This is a genomic window from Parabacteroides provencensis (assembly GCF_900232875.1).
Classification (GTDB): domain Bacteria; phylum Bacteroidota; class Bacteroidia; order Bacteroidales; family Tannerellaceae; genus Parabacteroides; species Parabacteroides chinchillae.
The window spans coordinates 184,393-201,801 of the sequence record NZ_LT960490.1 but is presented as its reverse complement, the minus strand read 5'-3'; the positions used below and the strand labels follow the sequence as shown (position 1 = coordinate 201,801).

The 17,409-nt window shown below is 39.5% G+C and carries 15 protein-coding genes and 3 pseudogenes; 8 read left to right on the top strand and 10 right to left on the bottom strand.

Annotated elements, in window-relative coordinates; genetic code table 11:
- Positions 1 to 106: 106 nt before the first annotated feature.
- The 6 genes and pseudogenes from CTY47_RS16800 to CTY47_RS12095 all read left to right on the top strand — a co-directional run.
- Positions 107 to 169 (top strand): annotated as a pseudogene (locus tag CTY47_RS16800) (GGGtGRT protein); the annotation flags it as partial.
- Between the two features lie 175 nt (positions 170 to 344).
- A pseudogene (locus CTY47_RS17425) lies at positions 345 to 446 on the top strand (sugar O-acetyltransferase); the annotation flags it as partial.
- Positions 447 to 568: 122 nt separating this feature from the next.
- Complete coding sequence (locus tag CTY47_RS12110; RefSeq protein WP_099465047.1) at positions 569 to 1,426, top strand: nitroreductase family protein; 858 nt, start codon at positions 569 to 571, stop codon at positions 1,424 to 1,426.
- A gap of 22 nt (positions 1,427 to 1,448) precedes the next feature.
- A complete protein-coding gene (locus CTY47_RS12105) occupies positions 1,449 to 1,847 on the top strand; it encodes a thiol-disulfide oxidoreductase DCC family protein (protein WP_099465046.1) in 399 nt (132 codons plus the stop codon).
- A 282-nt stretch (positions 1,848 to 2,129) separates the two neighbouring features.
- Positions 2,130 to 3,725, top strand: coding sequence for a ribosomal protection-like ABC-F family protein (gene abc-f / locus CTY47_RS12100; protein WP_099465270.1), 1,596 nt, complete (start codon positions 2,130 to 2,132; stop codon positions 3,723 to 3,725).
- Between the two features lie 34 nt (positions 3,726 to 3,759).
- The gene (locus tag CTY47_RS12095) at positions 3,760 to 4,467 is read left to right on the top strand and encodes a phosphatase (RefSeq protein WP_099465045.1); all 708 of its coding nucleotides are present in this window, start codon (positions 3,760 to 3,762) and stop codon (positions 4,465 to 4,467) included.
- 69 nt (positions 4,468 to 4,536) lie between these two features.
- On the opposite strand, the gene CTY47_RS12090 is transcribed toward CTY47_RS12095, so the two are convergent.
- The 8 genes and pseudogenes from CTY47_RS12090 to CTY47_RS12060 form a co-directional block, all read right to left on the bottom strand.
- A complete protein-coding gene (locus tag CTY47_RS12090) occupies positions 4,537 to 6,261 on the bottom strand; it encodes a serine protease (protein WP_099465044.1) in 1,725 nt (574 codons plus the stop codon).
- Positions 6,262 to 6,463: 202 nt separating this feature from the next.
- Positions 6,464 to 7,654 (bottom strand): ABC transporter permease, encoded by a 1,191-nt coding sequence (locus CTY47_RS12085; RefSeq protein ID WP_099465043.1) that lies wholly within the window; start codon positions 7,652 to 7,654, stop codon positions 6,464 to 6,466.
- 2 nt (positions 7,655 to 7,656) lie between these two features.
- Complete coding sequence (locus tag CTY47_RS12080; RefSeq protein ID WP_099465042.1) at positions 7,657 to 8,823, bottom strand: ABC transporter permease; 1,167 nt, start codon at positions 8,821 to 8,823, stop codon at positions 7,657 to 7,659.
- A 15-nt stretch (positions 8,824 to 8,838) separates the two neighbouring features.
- Complete coding sequence (locus tag CTY47_RS12075) at positions 8,839 to 9,828, bottom strand: HlyD family secretion protein (protein WP_099465041.1); 990 nt, start codon at positions 9,826 to 9,828, stop codon at positions 8,839 to 8,841.
- Positions 9,829 to 9,840: 12 nt separating this feature from the next.
- Positions 9,841 to 11,289, bottom strand: a complete 1,449-nt coding sequence (locus CTY47_RS12070; protein ID WP_099465040.1) for a TolC family protein — start codon at positions 11,287 to 11,289, stop codon at positions 9,841 to 9,843.
- A 59-nt stretch (positions 11,290 to 11,348) separates the two neighbouring features.
- Positions 11,349 to 11,498, bottom strand: a pseudogene (locus CTY47_RS12065) (MFS transporter); the annotation flags it as partial.
- On the bottom strand, positions 11,456 to 11,599 hold the full coding sequence (locus tag CTY47_RS16925) for a hypothetical protein (RefSeq protein ID WP_158228534.1): 144 nt from the start codon (positions 11,597 to 11,599) through the stop codon (positions 11,456 to 11,458). The gene CTY47_RS16925 and the pseudogene CTY47_RS12065, both read right to left, overlap by 43 nt.
- Positions 11,600 to 11,846: 247 nt before the next feature.
- A complete protein-coding gene (locus CTY47_RS12060; protein WP_099465039.1) occupies positions 11,847 to 12,395 on the bottom strand; it encodes an FHA domain-containing protein in 549 nt (182 codons plus the stop codon).
- Between the two features lie 208 nt (positions 12,396 to 12,603).
- Between CTY47_RS12060 and CTY47_RS12055 the strand changes: the two genes are divergently transcribed.
- Positions 12,604 to 13,614 carry a L,D-transpeptidase gene (locus CTY47_RS12055; RefSeq protein WP_099465038.1) on the top strand — a complete coding sequence of 337 codons (1,011 nt, stop codon included), beginning with the start codon at positions 12,604 to 12,606 and terminating at the stop codon, positions 13,612 to 13,614.
- Positions 13,615 to 13,648: 34 nt separating this feature from the next.
- Positions 13,649 to 14,353 carry a murein L,D-transpeptidase catalytic domain family protein gene (locus CTY47_RS12050; protein WP_099465037.1) on the top strand — a complete coding sequence of 235 codons (705 nt, stop codon included), beginning with the start codon at positions 13,649 to 13,651 and terminating at the stop codon, positions 14,351 to 14,353.
- A 25-nt stretch (positions 14,354 to 14,378) separates the two neighbouring features.
- Here CTY47_RS12050 and CTY47_RS12045 read toward each other — a convergent pair whose 3' ends face one another.
- Positions 14,379 to 15,587, bottom strand: a complete 1,209-nt coding sequence (locus tag CTY47_RS12045) for a hypothetical protein (RefSeq protein WP_099465036.1) — start codon at positions 15,585 to 15,587, stop codon at positions 14,379 to 14,381.
- Between the two features lie 357 nt (positions 15,588 to 15,944).
- Complete coding sequence (locus CTY47_RS12040; protein WP_099465035.1) at positions 15,945 to 17,408, bottom strand: TolB family protein; 1,464 nt, start codon at positions 17,406 to 17,408, stop codon at positions 15,945 to 15,947.
- Position 17,409: the final 1 nt, after the last annotated feature.

The window sequence follows — 17,409 nt, the reverse complement described above, 5'->3', positions numbered from 1 at the left end:
TTTGATAATTCGTTCTTTAATTTATTAACAAGGAGTTCATCTTTTGCAATTATAGCATTGATTAATAAAGCATTGCTAAAACTCAAAGGAATACCCTATCATTGTTTCCTATGGTATGACCGACACGATGGGTCGTAAGCATGGTGACGCTCAGTTTGCCAGTTCTTCATAAGTTCCTGCTCACATAGAAATGATAGGCTTCCCAGGTCTGGAATAGCCTTAAACAATAGCATAAATTTTGTCATAAGACAAAGAATAAGTAATTAAGGTTATCATATCTGTAATCTGTCTACAACGGTTTTCTTTTGCGCTTCCGATCTTTGTCCTCATAAAATTAAATTAAAAATGCTATTGTAGCTGCGGGAGCGGTGGTAACAAAGGATGTAAAGCCGAATTCTATCGTAGCAGGTGTGCCTGCCGCTTACATACGTGACATTAATAAATAGACAGAGTTTTTTTAATAATCTTTTGGAGTAGTATAAAAATAGTCGTAATCCCATTTTTCATACAGCATTTTCTTATCCGAAATTTATTGATACATTTGTTGCATATCAAATCAAAAACAATCATGACACTAAGTATTGAACAGAATACATGCATAAAGTGTAAGAAATGCGTACAGGTATGTCCTGCTAACATCTTTATCCGGAAAAAAACCAAAGAAGCGATTGAGTTACAATATATCGACAGTTGCATTGTATGTGGTCATTGTGTGGATGTCTGTCCTACAAACTCTGTTCTGCACAGTGAATTTCCATTGGAAAATGTTCACACAATAGATTACAGTTATCTGCCTGGTCCGGAACAGCTTATGGAACTGATAAAATCCCGTCGCTCCAACCGTACCATCACTACCCGGCCTGTACCCAAAGAGATGCTGGACAAAATTGTGGAAGCAGCCAATTGTGCGCCTACCGCAACAAATGCACAAACAGTATCTTTCACGATAATTACAGATCCGTCAAAGCTCCACCAGGTAAGCGACTATACGATCAATACATTTAACTCTTTGGCTAAGTTTTTACTAAATCCGGTTATAAAGTGCCTGCTGAAGCCATTTATGAAAGATGTATATAAATATGTACCTACATTTGAACGTCTAAAACAGGAACATGCAGCCGGCAATGATCCGATTCTCCGAAAGGCAACGGCACTTCTATTTATTCATACGCCTAAAGCTAACCGGTTTGGGAGTGAGGATTCTAATCTGGCATACCAAAACGCATCTTTAATGGCACAGGTTCTAGGTGTAAGTCAAATATATATGGGTTTTGTTCTTACCGCTATCAAGCAAGAAAAAAAAGATACTTTGGCAAAAGAACTGGGAATAGATGGAAAAATTCACGCTATCATGGCGCTGGGCATGCCAGCTTTCCAATATCCTAAATATGCAGACAGAAAGCCCGCCAAATATCAACTCATATAAAACCAACGCATTATAAACTATAATGACTGTGCATCCCAACATTATATTATTTGATGGCATCTGCAATCTATGCAACGGAGTAGTCTGCTTTTTAATCAAAAGAGATAAAAAAGCAATCTTCCGGTTTGCAGCAATACAGTCAGAAACAGGACAAAACCTGCAAAAACAATTTACAATAAACAACGACAACCAAAGCATCATCTACATTAGAAAGGGTAAATATTATCAGCAATCCACAGCCGTATTATACATATTTAAAGACCTGAAAAGAGGCTGGGAACTTCTGTTTCCGTTGATCACTATTCCTGCATTTATCCGCAACTATCTATATCTTATAATTTCCAGGAACAGATATCGCTGGTTTGGAAAAAAAGAAACTTGTATGCTGCCTAATAAAGAAATACGAGACAGGTTTGTTTAATAATTGAATATTTATACTATATTTGAGCCGTTAAATCATATAATTACTCCGATGAAAATATCTGAATAACCTTTCTACAAGCGGGTTTATTAATTGTCAGGCCGGGTTACGTAAAAGTATCCCGATTTTACTGCATACCGGCAATTAAATCAGATATTAACTTAAACATACTCTTTATAGCAAGCAAAATATATGCCTGCTAACTATTTCAGATTTATTCCCTCCGGTTTATGCAATTCCCCGGCCATCCACATCATGTATAATTTTAATATAATCAAGAGTATGAGTATAGTAACAAAGAATTTAACATACAAACATCCAGACAATACAACCTTATTCGATAACATAAGTTTTTCAATTTATAAAGGAGACAAAGTAGCACTGATAGGCAACAACGGTACCGGTAAATCAACCTTATTACATCTGATAAGCGGCTTTTTAAAAATACAAAAAGGGGAGATTATTGCCTCCTCCTCTCCTTATTATGTGCCTCAACACTTCGGACAGTTTAATGAACTGACGGTTGCTGAAGCATTAAATATTGAAACAAAATTAAAGTCCCTGCACGCCATTCTGGATGGCGATGCCTCTACTACTAATTTCACACTGCTGGATGATGACTGGAATATAGAAGAAAGAAGCCTTGCTGCGCTTTCTGTCTGGGGATTAGGGCACATTCAACTTAATCAACGGATAGGAACATTGAGCGGCGGAGAAAAGACCAAAGTATTCTTAGCAGGCATCCAAATCCATAATCCGCAGATTCTACTAATGGACGAGCCTACAAACCATCTGGACAGGAATAGCCGTGAAAAGTTATATAACCTGATACTATCGACGCCGGCTACCATGATCGTTGTTAGTCATGACCGTATATTACTAAATAAACTTTCGTACATTTATGAATTAAGCAAACTAGGAATTACTGCCTATGGAGGAAACTATGATTTCTACAAAGATATAAAAAGACAGCAGCAAAATGCTCTTTTTTCTAAACTTGAAAGCAAAGAAAAAGAGTTGCGTGTAATCCGAAAAACAGCACAGGAAAGCGCAGAACGCCAGGAAAAACATGATAGCAGAGGCAAAAAAGCAAATATACGAAAGGGCATTCCAAAGATCGTATTGAACAGTTTACAAAGTAAGGCCGAAAAAAGCACTGCCAAATTAAAAGAAACGCATACGGAAAAAGTCTCCGACTTATCAGAAGAAATTGCCGGATTACGTAAATCTTTACCCAATATACAAGGTATGAAACTCGATTTCAGCTCTTCAGATTTACATACTGGTAAAATACTGATATCTGCAAAAAACATCAATTTCGGATATAACAACAACCTGTTATGGAAAGAGCCTCTAAGTTTTGAAGTCAGGAGCGGCGACCGTCTTTCTTTGCTCGGAAACAATGGCAGCGGTAAAACAACTCTTCTTAAACTTATCACCGGGCAATTAGAACCTACAGAGGGGATCATTGTCCGTGCCGATTTTAATTATGTATATATAGATCAGGAATATTCCATCATCCAGCCGGATTTATCAATCTATGAACAAGTAAAAGAGTATAATACAAAACTCCTTGCAGAACATGAATTAAAAATGATACTGAACCGTTATCTTTTCCCTTTTGGCACCTGGGATAAAAAATGTAAACAGTTAAGCGGCGGTGAAAAAATGCGTCTGGTATTCTGTTGCCTGATGATAAGTAATCAGGCTCCGGATCTTTTTATATTGGACGAGCCTACTAACAACCTGGACATACACAGTATCGATATAATTACCACTGTTATGAATGAGTATAGAGGAACTATATTGGTTGTATCACACGACTTGACATTCACAAAAGAGATACGAGCAAACACCAGATATTTAGAACTAGTTTAATTCATATCTTTGCAATAGAGTAAATACAATGATCATGGATATTTTATTAGACGTACATACACATACAATAGCCAGTGGGCATGCTTTTAGCAGCTTACAGGAAATGGCACAGGCTGCAGCTGAGAAGAAATTAAAAGTACTCGGAATAACAGAGCATTCGCCAGGTATTCCAGGGACTTGCGATCCGATTTATTTCCGTAATTTGCATGTTGTTCCCCGTCAAATGTACGGCGTCGAATTATTACTTGGTGCGGAGCTAAATATTATTGATTACAAAGGTTCGGTAGATTTACCGGAAAGCTATTTTCCGATGCTTGACATTAAGATTGCCGGTATACACTCTCTTTGCTATACCCCGGGAACAATAGACGAAAACACTTCAGCTATGATTGGAGCTATTCGCAATCCGGCCATCAATATAATCAGTCATCCGGGAGACGGCACTGCGTTGTTGAACTTCGAGCCAATTGTATTAGCCGCTAAAGAAAGTCGTACGCTTTTGGAGATTAACAATAGCTCATTGAATCCGATAAGAAATAAGCCATCGGCACGCAAAAACAATATTGAGATATTGAAACTATGCAAGAAGTATGATATACCGGTGATATTAGGAAGTGATGCGCACATCAGTTTTGACATTGCATGCTACGATCATATTAACGAATTGCTAATGGAAACAGATTTTCCCGAAAGCCTCATCCTTAATGATAAAATAAACGACTTTAAAGCGTTTATAAATTAAGAACCGGCAGGTGGCAGTTAGTATTAAGACATAACATCTTTCATATTTCTGCCACCTGTAAGTCCTCTGTTATTTACAATGTTCCTGAATTAATTTATCAGCAACGGGGTCGCCCAGCTCTTTCGCCTTTTGAAATGCAGCGCATGCCTCAGCTTTCTTTTCCTGTCTAATGAAACATACTCCTTTCAGACGATAACAGGCTGCAAAGTCCGGTGCAATGCTTAACGCCTTTTCTATGCTGGCTAATGCCTGATCGCAAGTTTGCATACGGATATATATAGAAGCTTCTTCTGCATAATAATTCGGATCTTGCGGACTCATCTTTATAGCTTCCCGGATATCTTTCAAAGCACCGGCCAGATCACCTAAACGGAATTTGGCTTGTTCGCGATAATAGAAGAAAGCATCGGATACACGCCCTCCCATAAGAAGATAATATAAATCGTAATCGTCTACAGCCTCTTTATATTGCATTAATTTCATACGCAATTCCACACGTTCGAGCACATACTCCGCTGTTTCCGCAGAGGCCGTAGTGCCATTTTTGGCAATAGCGCTATCCAACAACATAATTAATTCGCCAAAATTAGCACCTGGCATATTCTCCCTTGCTTTTGCCGCCATATAATAAGAAGCAGAAGAAGCCACGTTACTGTTATTGGTTATCATATAATTGGCATATGCATCTTCATAATTCTTGCGTGCAAAATAAATATCACCCAACAACTGGTGATAAACAGGCTGATCGTCTTCCTTTATAGCTTGTTGAAGAGATTCCAAAGCAGCATCCACTGTCCAGTTTTTATCATTTAAAGTAGAATCGGCAGAGACGCCGTAAATTAGCTTGGCCTTGTTAAACCACATATCACCTTTGCTTTTACTATACTTCCCGGAAGTGTTAATATCTTCCAAAGCCAAAGCAAGGAGTTTTGATTCTTCAGCCGGACCGGAAGCCAGCACGGCACGGTTATATGCATAATGTGAAGCACGATTCAGATATCCCTCGGGAACATTCGGGAAGCGGGCAATAAAATCATTCAACGTATTCAGGTATTCTTTTGTATTCTGCGTACTTGCCATAAGATAAAGAGAAACCAGCGCTTCATCCGCCGATGCCGGCCATGCCTTCCGTATTCCGATCGAAGTATAGACCGTATTAAAAGCATCCGACGACTTAAGAGCCAGGCTATTGGCATATCTGGCCGAAACAGCATACGAATTTGCATTTTTGCCGGAAGCATCATCCTGTGCAAGCCCGAACACTTCGCCATTCTCCGTAAGCATTGGAGCATTAGACTGCCCTGTCATTAGTGGAAAGCTTATTTTATAATAGCTGTAAGAGTCCTTCAGCCTGGAGACTTCTGTAATCTGCCCCTCACTAAAAGCAATATTTTTACCTGTAGAATAGGGCATCAGATAAACTTTTGTATCGATTGGCAATGACTCCGAAGCCAACGGCAGATAAGATACCTTTTTAGGGACAGATACCTGTACTTTTATGACATCATACAATTCGTCAGCACCAATAATAAAAGTTACCGGATAGGTATTGCCTGCCGCGTCAGTTACATTTGCTTTTTGCGCATCCTTAAAAAGAGAATAGGCCGAAAGGGCTTCTCCCGATTCACTGACAAAGAATCCCAGTCCTTTATGAAGTACCGTATTGTCTTTTTTATACGTAGTAACCGTTAATACGGCATTCTTTTCCTTCTCCATCCATTTAGGAGCTTTTTTCTGGGCAGCCAGTGTCAGGATATGGCAACATATCACCAAAAATAGTAGTACTCGTTTCATTTTATTTCATGTTATCAGATATACCCGGCAAAAATAGGGATAATTTTAGAGCACAGGCCATAACTGTACAGAAAATATAGATAAGTATCCTACCTTTCCGTGAGAGTGTCTCACCCTATGCCGTGAGAGTGTCTCACCTTATGCCGTGGGAGTGTCTCACCCTATGCCGTGGGAGTGTCTCACCCTATGCCGTGGGAATGTCTCACCTTATGCCGTGGGAGTGCTTCACCTTTCCTGTTGTATATTTATAGGTAAAACAAGCCAGAACGAAATAAACAAGGCACTGTATCCACAACGTAATATACTCCCCCGAAATCTGGGATAAAGAGGCTCCCATTGAACTTAACTGCACATATCCCAATGTTGCGGGCGAGACCGGCAGAATATAGTGGGCAACCCTCCAATACCACGGCATCAGTTCCAAAGGATAAGACACGCCTGAAAGAAAGACTAACCCGACAGAAAAAAACGCAATCATCAACAAAGGTGCTTCCGAGTCTGTGAAAAACAGGGATGCAGCCAATCCCAGAAAACTGGTAGCAAGAAGAAAAGGGATCAGCAACATGACGATTTCGAACGGATTTCCGATAGCCGGCATACCAAACAACAAGGGAATCAGTCCTAAAAGGAAACAACAAAAAATAGCATAAAGCATAACATAAACAAACGTCTTAGCCGCTACCACCCGTGCCATACGTCCGAAAGAGAGTCCCTGAGAAGCAAACCGGGCTATAGAACCCGTATGCCGTTCTCTCCCGCTTATCATTCCGATAAGCATCATTAGTGTTTGGAAAACAATAATAATCAATACTGCCGGAATCAGATAAGAACCATAACCTTCCGTGTGATTATAAAGTGCGGTTCCGACAACAGTGATTGGCTGAGCCATAGCCAGCTGCGAAGCCGCTTGTTCCGGCAGGAATACCATCATATTGGGGCGGTAGTCTTCATCCAGGGCCAGCATAGCTGCTGCAGAAGCTTCCTGCATCGACATATAATAAAGAAATGCGCTGGTAGTTTCATACATAATAAAAACAGACTGTCCGCCGCGCGAAACACGATCTTCAAAATCATCCGGAATATAAACAATACCAACCACCTGATCACGCTTCATCAGATCCTGCGCTTCTGTGTAATCCACGGCGTTAGTCAGCACCTCTACCTGGGGCGTTACATTCAGATAACGGGTAAACTGTCTGCTTAGTTCGCTGTGAGAATGATCCACCACGGCAACAGGCGCATTGCGCACCACATCCGGAGCATACATGTAATTATAAAGAAGGCCATAAACAAATATGCCACCTATCAGAACCAGTAAAATAGAGTAGCTGGTACTGATTACACGAAATTCATCATATATAATCTCTGCTATATCTGCTAGATATTTCTTCATATTCACTCAATATTTTCATACTTATGACTTAATACAGCATGTTTCAAATGTGGCAACATCAGCAAAGCAAGCAGTATATAAACAAACAATAAAGCTATACTCTGCCAGGCATAAGCAAATCCATAATCGCCATATAAAAGGTTCTGGCATATTTCCACAAAGTGCCGAACCGGGAAAAGAAAAGAAGTATAATAAACCGGAGCGTACATGGAAGCAACCGGGAAAGTTACCCCCGATAAGGTTGCCCCCAAAGATCCCACCATAGAGACAATACTGATAATAATACTAATTGCAGGAAAAAGCGAGAAGATAAACACCGCCATCGCCTGTGTAGCAATAACAAACAGGATAGCAACAAGATTAAGCGGCCAGAACCCACAGGAAAAAGGTATGTGCATTACTCCGAACAAGACATAATTTGCAAACACGCTCATGATACTGAAGATAACCGTATAAGGAAGCAACTTCCCCAACATGGCTATCACCATATTCCCACCGGCCGAGGTAATCCATTCATCTCCTGTCTTGAACTTGATTTCGCTTCCCACGGCATAAACAGTCACAAGCAATATTATTACCTGAAAGAAGATATAGAAAAAGGGTTGGCTCAAATAAACGGAGTAGTCCAAATCGGGGTTGAATAAAGGATGACTGCTCGATTTAACAGGCAGCAGGAAAGTTGTAACCTGATCCACCCCTACTCCCGCAGCCGTAGCTTGTGCTACAACGGGAGCCATTGATAAAGTACGCAAAGTAGTCTCAAATGCCGACCTTACTTCGCCTCCCACACTCAATAAAGCATAATGATAGTAGTACGACAAAACAGCCTCACGACCTGCCGTAGCATTTGCCTCGAACTGATAAGGTATGACTAAATAACCGTATATTTCTTTTGCTTGTGTAGCCTTTCGGGCAGCTTCTGCATCCGTATAATGTGCAGTAACGCGAAAAGTCGGAACAGATCCGATCTGGCGGGTAACCTCGCGCGACATCCCGGTCTGATCCTGGTCTACTATTCCTATCGGAATATTTTCCATTTGACCGTTCCCAAAGATTGTAGCCATGAAAAACACACAGAATAGAGGCAGAATGATGCATACCCCGAAGTAAAGCCTACGGGAAACCATCCTCTTCATCTCTCTTGTGAGAACCGAAACAAAATACGTCATACTCTTTACGATTATTCAATTTTCAAATTCCACAAGTACAGACATACCCGGCCTTAGCCCCTCCACTTTTGAGGTAGGAGACGCATGCAACTGAAAGGTACGAAGATCGTAACTACCGGTCTGTTTTGTAGATTTCCAGGTGGCAAAGCTGCCAAGAGGACTGATATAATAGATTTTAAATTCAATCCCTTTCTTATCGATTGCCGGAACATCTGCCAGAAATGTACCGCCCATTTTAAAGAAGGGTAAACGATCTTCACGGACATTTAATACTACATGCACGTCGTCCAACACAACCAGATTCATAATCGGCATACCGGCTCCTACCAACTCACCCCGTTTAGGAAATATCGTAGAGATTTGCCCGGATTCAGGAGCAGTCAAACGTGCATCCTGCAACAGTGCTTCTACTTCCTCTACCGTTCCACGAGCAGCTTGCACCAACGAACGTGCACTTTTCTTATCCTGCAACCGAGCACCTTCAACAGCCATCTGATACTGGCTGTGTGCCGCCTTTTCATTAGCAACAGCGGCCTGATAGAGAGCTTCCACTTCATCTTTACGTTGTGAAGTAACAACGCTATCTTTATATAAAGCCTGAATCCGTTTATAAGTTGTGCCGGCCAATTGCAAATCGGATTTGGATTTATTCCACAACTGCAAAAGGGAGTTGATAATTTGCTTACGAGTCCCTTCATCTACCTTCTGATGCTGGTAAATGGCAACATCTTCCATTGCATTTGCCTGCTGATACTTCGCCTGTGCTTCGGGGCTGTTTATAACAACAAGGGTATCACCCTGTTTTACAAATTGCCCTTCCTTCACAAGAAACGTATCGATACGACCGGGAAGCTTACCCGATATACGGATTTCTGTTGATTCTATCTGTCCTTGCAATATTACAGGCTTTTTACCCAATAAAATCATACCGGCAGCCGATATAATCACAACTGCTACGAGTATCACAATAAAAGAGATACTTAAATATTTCCTTGTCTTATCCATAAATCAACGTTTTTAATCTTCAGAGAATATAAAATGTTCAGTCTTGCCCTCTGCTTTGTATTGCTGAAACGCTTCAGGGATTCCGCAAACAGAAAGCAAGCTAATAAGGGCAACATCATATTGATAATAGGCCATCAAAAAAGCGGTCTTTACTTTAGAGAGCATCACTTCGGCATCCACTACTTCGGTAGATGTAGCCATCCCTTCCTGAAAAGATTTCTTACGAATACGAACAAGCTCTTCGCTCATTTCCATTGTTGTATTCAGGGCTTTAACATTATCCAGTGCATTCTGTATTTGCGAGTAGAATTTATCTACGCCAACTTCCAGGTCGGTCACCGCTTTTTCTTTTCCTAAAGCTAAAGACTGGCTGGCAAGCTTAGCCTGGCGAATCTTTTTTTCCCGGTTCAATCCGTCAAAGATGTTCCAGGTAAAACCAACACCGATCATTGTACGAGGCATAAGATATTTATCTACACCGTGCGCATATAATGTTTGCTTTCCGAATAATGCAATATTAGGAACATAAGCAGAACGCCCTATCTGCAATTCATCATGAGCCATGCTTTCCTGTAATTTCAACTGGGTTACCAAGTAATTTCCCGTAGGAATCTGTTCTTTGAAGTATTGTGCAGGAGGAATCACGTCATTTATAAATAAAGAAGAGGTTGTCTGTATATCTTTCTCAGATTCCATATTCAACAGAGCTTTTAGTGCTTGCTGAGCAACAGATAAATCTTTACGGGCAGACTCAAGCTCACGTTTTGCCTCATCCATACTAACCTGGGCAAAAAGACGTTCGGCACGATTAATCATGCCGTTTTGTTCTAATTTGAGGGCTTGTTCATAGTGAGTCTTCAAAGATGTAAAAGTTTCCTCTTTCACATCTACAACACGCTGCCCAAGGCGTAGTCCAAAGTAATTGGTTACCAACAAGGCTTGCTGGGTAGCATCTACCTGATTACGGTTTACTTCTGCCAGATTCACCATCGTCTTCCCGATTTTATTGGCATAAATACGCTTTCCCCCAGTAAAAACAGGCCAGGTAATGTTTGCATCGATAGTTGTCAGATTCTGAGAAACCAATGGAAATGTAAGTGTATTAGCTCCTATTTTATCCAAAATAGATGAGATGAACTGGTCATCCGGCAGAATGGTATGTACAAAATCCTTTGCCGGTTCGGTAAACTGATCCAACGGCTGCTTAACCTCTACCGGATTAGACATATGGACATAAGCGCCCGCAGCAGTAAGCGAAGGATACCAAAACGAATTAAGTCTCTGATGTTCATTACGGGCTAACTCCACCTCCTTGCCGGCAATCTTCAGACTTTTATTCTCTTTATGAAGCAATTCCATGGATTGTTCCAAACTTAGTTCCAGTTTTTCTTCCTGAGCAATCAAAGAAACCGGAAAAAAAGAAAGGAATAGCATGCCGTAACAGGCTATATTATTAACCATAGTAAAATTAGTTTTGTGCGTTAAGTTTTGGTTTATAACAGATGCTCAGTGATGATTGTTCAACGCTTCCTTAGATCGGGCAGGAACCACGTAACCAAACCTAACAACGGCATATAGGCACAAACATTGTAAACAGCCTCAATTCCGAAGCAGTCTGCCATATTACCTAAAACAGCAGATGCAATGCCCGCCACACCAAATGCAAATCCGATATGACTTCACCCATATCGTTCATACAATGGCTGATATTCAAAGCCACCAGGATATGAAATACGGTTTTATTGGCTATCGGCGCAGTTGTTTCTCTCATTTATTTATTTTCTTTTTGATTCTTTACGTTAACGGTATTGAGCCAAATCTATCCCAGACTGTTTAATATTTGAACGTCAAAACTAAATTGTATATATGATTATAAATATTCTTCAGTGCTGCATTCCGAATTGAAAGGAAGTCGATAACTATCACTCCCAAAACAAACGCCAAAATCCCCTTATCTGCCATCATTCCGACCCCGATGTTAAAGATCAATTTCACAAAGATGCAGCCACTGAAGATATTTATCCTATAAAATTATCTTCCTCTTCCCCATCCGGTGTATGAAGTATGAAAGTCGTAGCACCAAGTGTAATAACGGCACCTTCGCCAATCCTTACCTGTTCTTTTTTGCCTAATAAAACACTCCGGAGGAATGTACCTGTCAAGCTGGGGAAATCGCGTAAAGTATAAATATATTTCCCTCTGGCATCCTGTTTCACATTAATAACACAATGTTTACGTCCCATACTGGGATCACTGGTAATAATAGGAACTTCCACACCGTCGGTATCTTTATTACGACGGCCTATTACATTGTCACCCAAAACCAAAGGTAAGTCTTGCTTAAAAGCAAATGTATTCTCTATCACAGAGATATAACCGCAAGAAAAATCAGGTTCTTTTACTTCCTTTTCCTCCCCTGTCTTTGTGCGCACCACTTTCCGTCCTAGTTTCACCTTAAACTGAGAACCGCATTGAGGGCAGACAAATGCAAGAACTTTTCCTTCCGGATATTTAGTTTCGTCGAACGATAATTGATTATCACATTTAGGGCAGAAAACTCTTTTCATATTCTATACTGAAATGATTCGTATTTTAATTCGATACAAAGATACACGCTTTTTTGCATTCGGAGGCATACTTTAGATTTGAATAATCAGATATAACTATCCGTATAATGAACAATTCACCTTACAAAATGGTCTTAATTAAGTCAGCGTATCAATCAGAAAAAATTGATATATTTACATTGTCAGTAATAAAAACAGAATAAAAAGAATGAAAATCCTCATCTCCTTGCTCATTACCTGTCTAGGTATATTCTACAACTGTACGCCTTCCCAAAAGGAAATTGTACCCAATGAAGATATAATAATTCAGGATTCCGTTAAAACAGAAAAGGCTGACACAATAAGAGCTATACATGCCGAAAATATTACAATAGAAAAAGACTTGCTTTATGACAAACACACGTTAAAAGATACATATCCCTATAAAGATACCACCCGTCAATTTCAATGGGATAAAATACGTAAAGACCTGGCATTGCTTGAAACAATCCAGCAGAAACCATCCCAATGGGGAATACTGCAAAACTATAAGAACAGGAACGGGGAAGCGCCCCTTATCCGCAACTATATAAGAAACGCATATAAAAGAGTGTCCGACACTCTAGGGATAGAACGCTATCAGTCGGCACCTCTTTATTTATTATCAGATACTATTACCCCTGAAAGATACGGACATGATGGAGAATTAGTACGCATAAAAGGAAAAGACGGTAATTTTATACGGATAGAAACCATTTATACTCCCGGAGAATGGATGGTTCCCCAAAGATATATCGGGCTGATCAACGATACGGTAACATTTAATAAAGCCATCTTTGTTGACCGTCATAATCAGAACATTGCAACTTTGGAAAAAGCAAACGGCAAATGGCTTGTACGAAGCATGAATCCATCAACTACCGGTCTGCACAGGCCTCCTTATGCTCAAGAAACGCCATTAGGGATTTTTGTTATTCAAGAAAAGAAACCCAAAATGATCTATCTCGTGGACGGTTCACAAGAAACCGGAGGCTTTGCCCCTTATGCCAGTCGTTTCACCGACGGAGCTTATATACATGGGGTTCCGGTAAATGCACCCCGTACCGCACCGATAGAATACAGTCCGTCATTGGGTACAACTCCCCGCTCCCACATGTGTGTACGAAATGCAACGTCTCACGCGAAATTTATATATGACTGGGCACCTGTTAACGAAACAATTGTTTTTGTATTAGAGTAAAAATCATATCTTTGCGACATTATTATTTCTGTTTATGCTAAAATTGGTATTATATCTGTGTCTGCTTTTCGTACCGGCCAACTACATGTCTACCCGGAATACCGGCAAATATGACTTACCCAAGCCTGATTTATATTCTGCAACTTCAGAATGCCGGAGGCTTTACCAAATTATGGGGCTGGAAAACCATATTAACTACATTGCATTTGAAAAAGCTTACACCGGATTCAAGAAAATTGACAGAAAAGACAAAGGCATTATTACACTGATTGATTTTACCAAACCATCCACCGAAGAGCGATTATATGTACTTGACATCAAACATCATAAACTCCTGTTCTCTTCACTTGTATCGCACGGAAAAAATAGCGGAAACAATTATGCCACCTCATTTTCCAATGAAAACGGCTCCTATAAAAGTTCATTAGGATTCTATATCACCGGAAACACCTATCAAGGCAAAAACGGTTATTCTCTTATACTTAACGGATTAGAGAAAGGAATAAACGACAATGCAAAAGAACGCGCTATCGTAATTCATGGAGCAGATTATGCTAACCCTTCCGCAATTGCTTCCGGTCGTTTGGGGCGTAGCTTCGGATGTCCGGCCTTGCCACAATCTTTATGTAAACCCATTATCAATACAATAAAAGGGGGAACGGTTCTTTTTATTTATGCAGAAGATCCCAAATACCTGAGTCAAAGTCGTTTTTTATCTTCCGGTAATCCAACATCGTGACCGGAAGAAGACAAAAACATAATTCTCACTTAGTCCGGGAAGTAAGTTTATTCTCCAATAATCTATATAAATTAGACAGAATATAAGAATCTACATTATCGACCGACAATTCATAATTAACCCAAAAGTTTTGCTTTCCGCTTCCTATCAAAGCTGTCTTTGCGTTAAACAGCAAGTGGTAATCATATAATTCCGGTATCCCGGATAACAAGTACAAATCATCCAGACACTGTACAACCTCTAAGACAGACCGTTTTCCACGATCTTGTTCCATTAACAAAAACCATATATAATTACTCAATACTTCTTCATTGGTTTGTTCCATATTAAACTCCCGGATAAGAACATTCATCCGTTCTTTCAAATCCGTTTGATTATCAGGAAAAGTTCCAGAAGCTAAACACTTCATCGTTTTATTAATAAAGCCCGCTTTAAGCATATCATTAGCCCATTCCACCCATCTTTGATTAATAATATCCTCTCCGAAAACAGTCAATGCCAGGATTTCGCATGTAACCGGCACTTTAGTTACAATATCCTTATAACTATAGAGAGTACACGGATGCAAAGAAAAACGTTGTACTACATAAAGCAATTGTTCTATATCATTATGTAAGTCTAGTTTCGGAAATAATTTTACCGGTACTCCGAAATAAGCCATATCAGACTGAATCAAAAAAATACATTTACCATCCAGATAGGCATCTATATTCTTTATATATTCCTCCTCCTTTCCGGGAGTAACAGGCAAATAATAAGGAATGATCATACAAATAAGCAATTTTTCCCGTCCCGATTTATCCTTTTCCTGATAAATTCCCGTTCTGAAAACATAATCATTTTTTATACATTCGAACTGAGCTTGTTCGACCTGTTTTATCGGCTCGTCCCAATCATAGCGTTCCAAAACGTCAAGCATCAGTTTTCTTAAATGCTTTGGCTTTCTGTAATTATTAATATAAGTTAGCAACAACACCAATGGGAGACCAAACATAAAAGGAAGGAAGGAAACAGAAACCAACAACTCATAAGGCATATTGCCTGATAAGAAACCAGTAATAAGTAATATAATTACACATGGGGTACAAAACAAAATCACCAGTGACAAAGAATAAATCCACCAGCCTTTATATGTTTTAAATTCAAGTTTACCTATTTCATCTATATCATTTATAAGCAATGATAAGTATTGTTTAATATCAGCAAATGATATTTTATCTTCTCTCAATTCCATGATTTTCTTTTAGAAGTTATAAAGATAGCACATACCAACCAGAATTACAGCAGCTCTATAAAACAAAAACTAATTCATAATTATGACTTTTAAAAATTATAACTATGAATCGATAAAAACATTATTATGATTATATTCATTTGAAATAAAACGGCAAGTATATAAAAAAGAAAAGGTCATCCTCACGGACAACCAATCTTCATTGTTAACCTTAAATCTAATACCATGAAAAACACGATGCAAATATAACAGTTATATGTTATACAGCATACGATATCGTCTAAAAATAGTATCTTATTAACTTTATTTAGCCAAAACATGCTTTAAAACATATCTTACTGCTATTAAAACCTCTCTTTATTGAACAAATTTCACATCGATGCCTTTATCTTCCTTTGCTTTTAATCCTAAAACACGCCCTTGCTGATTTACATTTCCGGTAATAAATTCGGGTATATTATATGACTTCATAAAACGAAAATAAAATTCCGAGTCTTCCTGAGGCAGTAAAAATGGCTTGTGTGTCTGTCCATCCTCATCAACATAAGCAAAGAAAGGACGAGTGTAAAGTCCGTCAATCCGTCGGCTACTAAACACGATCCAACGGCTGTTACTACTCCATGAATGATAACTTTCCACATCATCACTATTTACCGAATCCAATGGATATATATGATTAGCAGCCAGATTCAGCATATACAAGTCGGCATCTTTATGCCAGATAGAAAAGTTGCCGTAACCGGACAAAGTAAAAAGTAAATACTTCCCATCCGGAGAAACACGGGGAAAAGAAACACTCTTTCCATCGGCAACTGCATTATATAAAGTATCGACTGTAGTTCCGAACCTACGCGCAGAAGGGTCGAAAGACACAGAGCACAAACTATATTTCACCTCATTATATTCTCTTGGCATCGGACGGGCTTGAGCCGTACAGAAAAAAAGCCTTTTACCATCCGGCGAGAAGGTCGGAAATGTTTCGAATGAAGATTCTGAAGAAAGCAAAGGAGATGTTACGATCTCGTGCTTTTCAGTATCATAGACCACTACATCAGAAGCCGAATCAAACACTTCCACCCGATTCTTATCATTCATATGGAATGACTGTTTTGTTTTATTTACGGAAAAAGCGACATACTTCCCCGAAGGATGCCAAGAAGGATAAACTAGCGGCGAAATAGTCTGCTCCGTCTTCGTATTCAGTTTTTCCACTTTGTCGCCATCTATCAATATAGTACACGGATAAGTCTCACGCATGTGGAAAAGCATCTTATCCGGATTCTGCATACAAAAAGAGTGACAGTTCATACAATTATTACCACTCATTTTATTCTCTACAATTGCATCTTCTGTATAATTCTCAAGATTACGCTGATAGATTCCCATCTGATTCCAAAGTTCATAACCCGGCTCGATTAAACGATACGCCAGCCAGGAATCAATCGGTTCGTTTGCCACATCAATATTAAAAGGTGCATAAGCAATCCATTCGCCATCCACCTTTGCCTGAATAGTTACACCAATACTTTTGCCTGTTGAGAACTGCAATATTTTTTTCCATTTAGATACGGGTATGACAAAGCTATTTCCTTTTTTTGCCTTTACTTCAATCGTTTCAGTTTCTGAAGTAATCAAAGCCCGGGCATACTGGCACTGATTTTTCAATTCAAAATTCAGAGGAGCAATGTTGGAAGGAATTGTTACACCTACATAATCAGGAAATATCACAGGTTGCACTTCCAGATTTTTCTTCACCAGTACCGGTTCGGAGCAGGCCATCAAAAGGGCTAACATCCACAAATATATCGTTTGCTTATTCATC

What these genes read in the sequence shown, in the direction of transcription:
- CTY47_RS12110 (WP_099465047.1), top strand. Translation starts at nt 569, where the DNA reads ATGACACTAAGTATTGAACAGAATACATGCATAAAGTGTAAGAAATGC.
- CTY47_RS12105 (WP_099465046.1), top strand. Translation starts at nt 1,449, where the DNA reads ATGACTGTGCATCCCAACATTATATTATTTGATGGCATCTGCAATCTA.
- abc-f (WP_099465270.1), top strand. Translation starts at nt 2,130, where the DNA reads ATGAGTATAGTAACAAAGAATTTAACATACAAACATCCAGACAATACA.
- CTY47_RS12095 (WP_099465045.1), top strand. Translation starts at nt 3,760, where the DNA reads ATGGATATTTTATTAGACGTACATACACATACAATAGCCAGTGGGCAT.
- CTY47_RS12090 (WP_099465044.1), bottom strand. Translation starts at nt 6,261, where the DNA reads ATGAAACGAGTACTACTATTTTTGGTGATATGTTGCCATATCCTGACA.
- CTY47_RS12085 (WP_099465043.1), bottom strand. Translation starts at nt 7,654, where the DNA reads ATGAAGAAATATCTAGCAGATATAGCAGAGATTATATATGATGAATTT.
- CTY47_RS12080 (WP_099465042.1), bottom strand. Translation starts at nt 8,823, where the DNA reads ATGACGTATTTTGTTTCGGTTCTCACAAGAGAGATGAAGAGGATGGTT.
- CTY47_RS12075 (WP_099465041.1), bottom strand. Translation starts at nt 9,828, where the DNA reads ATGGATAAGACAAGGAAATATTTAAGTATCTCTTTTATTGTGATACTC.
- CTY47_RS12070 (WP_099465040.1), bottom strand. Translation starts at nt 11,289, where the DNA reads ATGGTTAATAATATAGCCTGTTACGGCATGCTATTCCTTTCTTTTTTT.
- CTY47_RS16925 (WP_158228534.1), bottom strand. Translation starts at nt 11,599, where the DNA reads ATGAGAGAAACAACTGCGCCGATAGCCAATAAAACCGTATTTCATATC.
- CTY47_RS12060 (WP_099465039.1), bottom strand. Translation starts at nt 12,395, where the DNA reads ATGAAAAGAGTTTTCTGCCCTAAATGTGATAATCAATTATCGTTCGAC.
- CTY47_RS12055 (WP_099465038.1), top strand. Translation starts at nt 12,604, where the DNA reads ATGAAAATCCTCATCTCCTTGCTCATTACCTGTCTAGGTATATTCTAC.
- CTY47_RS12050 (WP_099465037.1), top strand. Translation starts at nt 13,649, where the DNA reads ATGCTAAAATTGGTATTATATCTGTGTCTGCTTTTCGTACCGGCCAAC.
- CTY47_RS12045 (WP_099465036.1), bottom strand. Translation starts at nt 15,587, where the DNA reads ATGGAATTGAGAGAAGATAAAATATCATTTGCTGATATTAAACAATAC.
- CTY47_RS12040 (WP_099465035.1), bottom strand. Translation starts at nt 17,408, where the DNA reads ATGAATAAGCAAACGATATATTTGTGGATGTTAGCCCTTTTGATGGCC.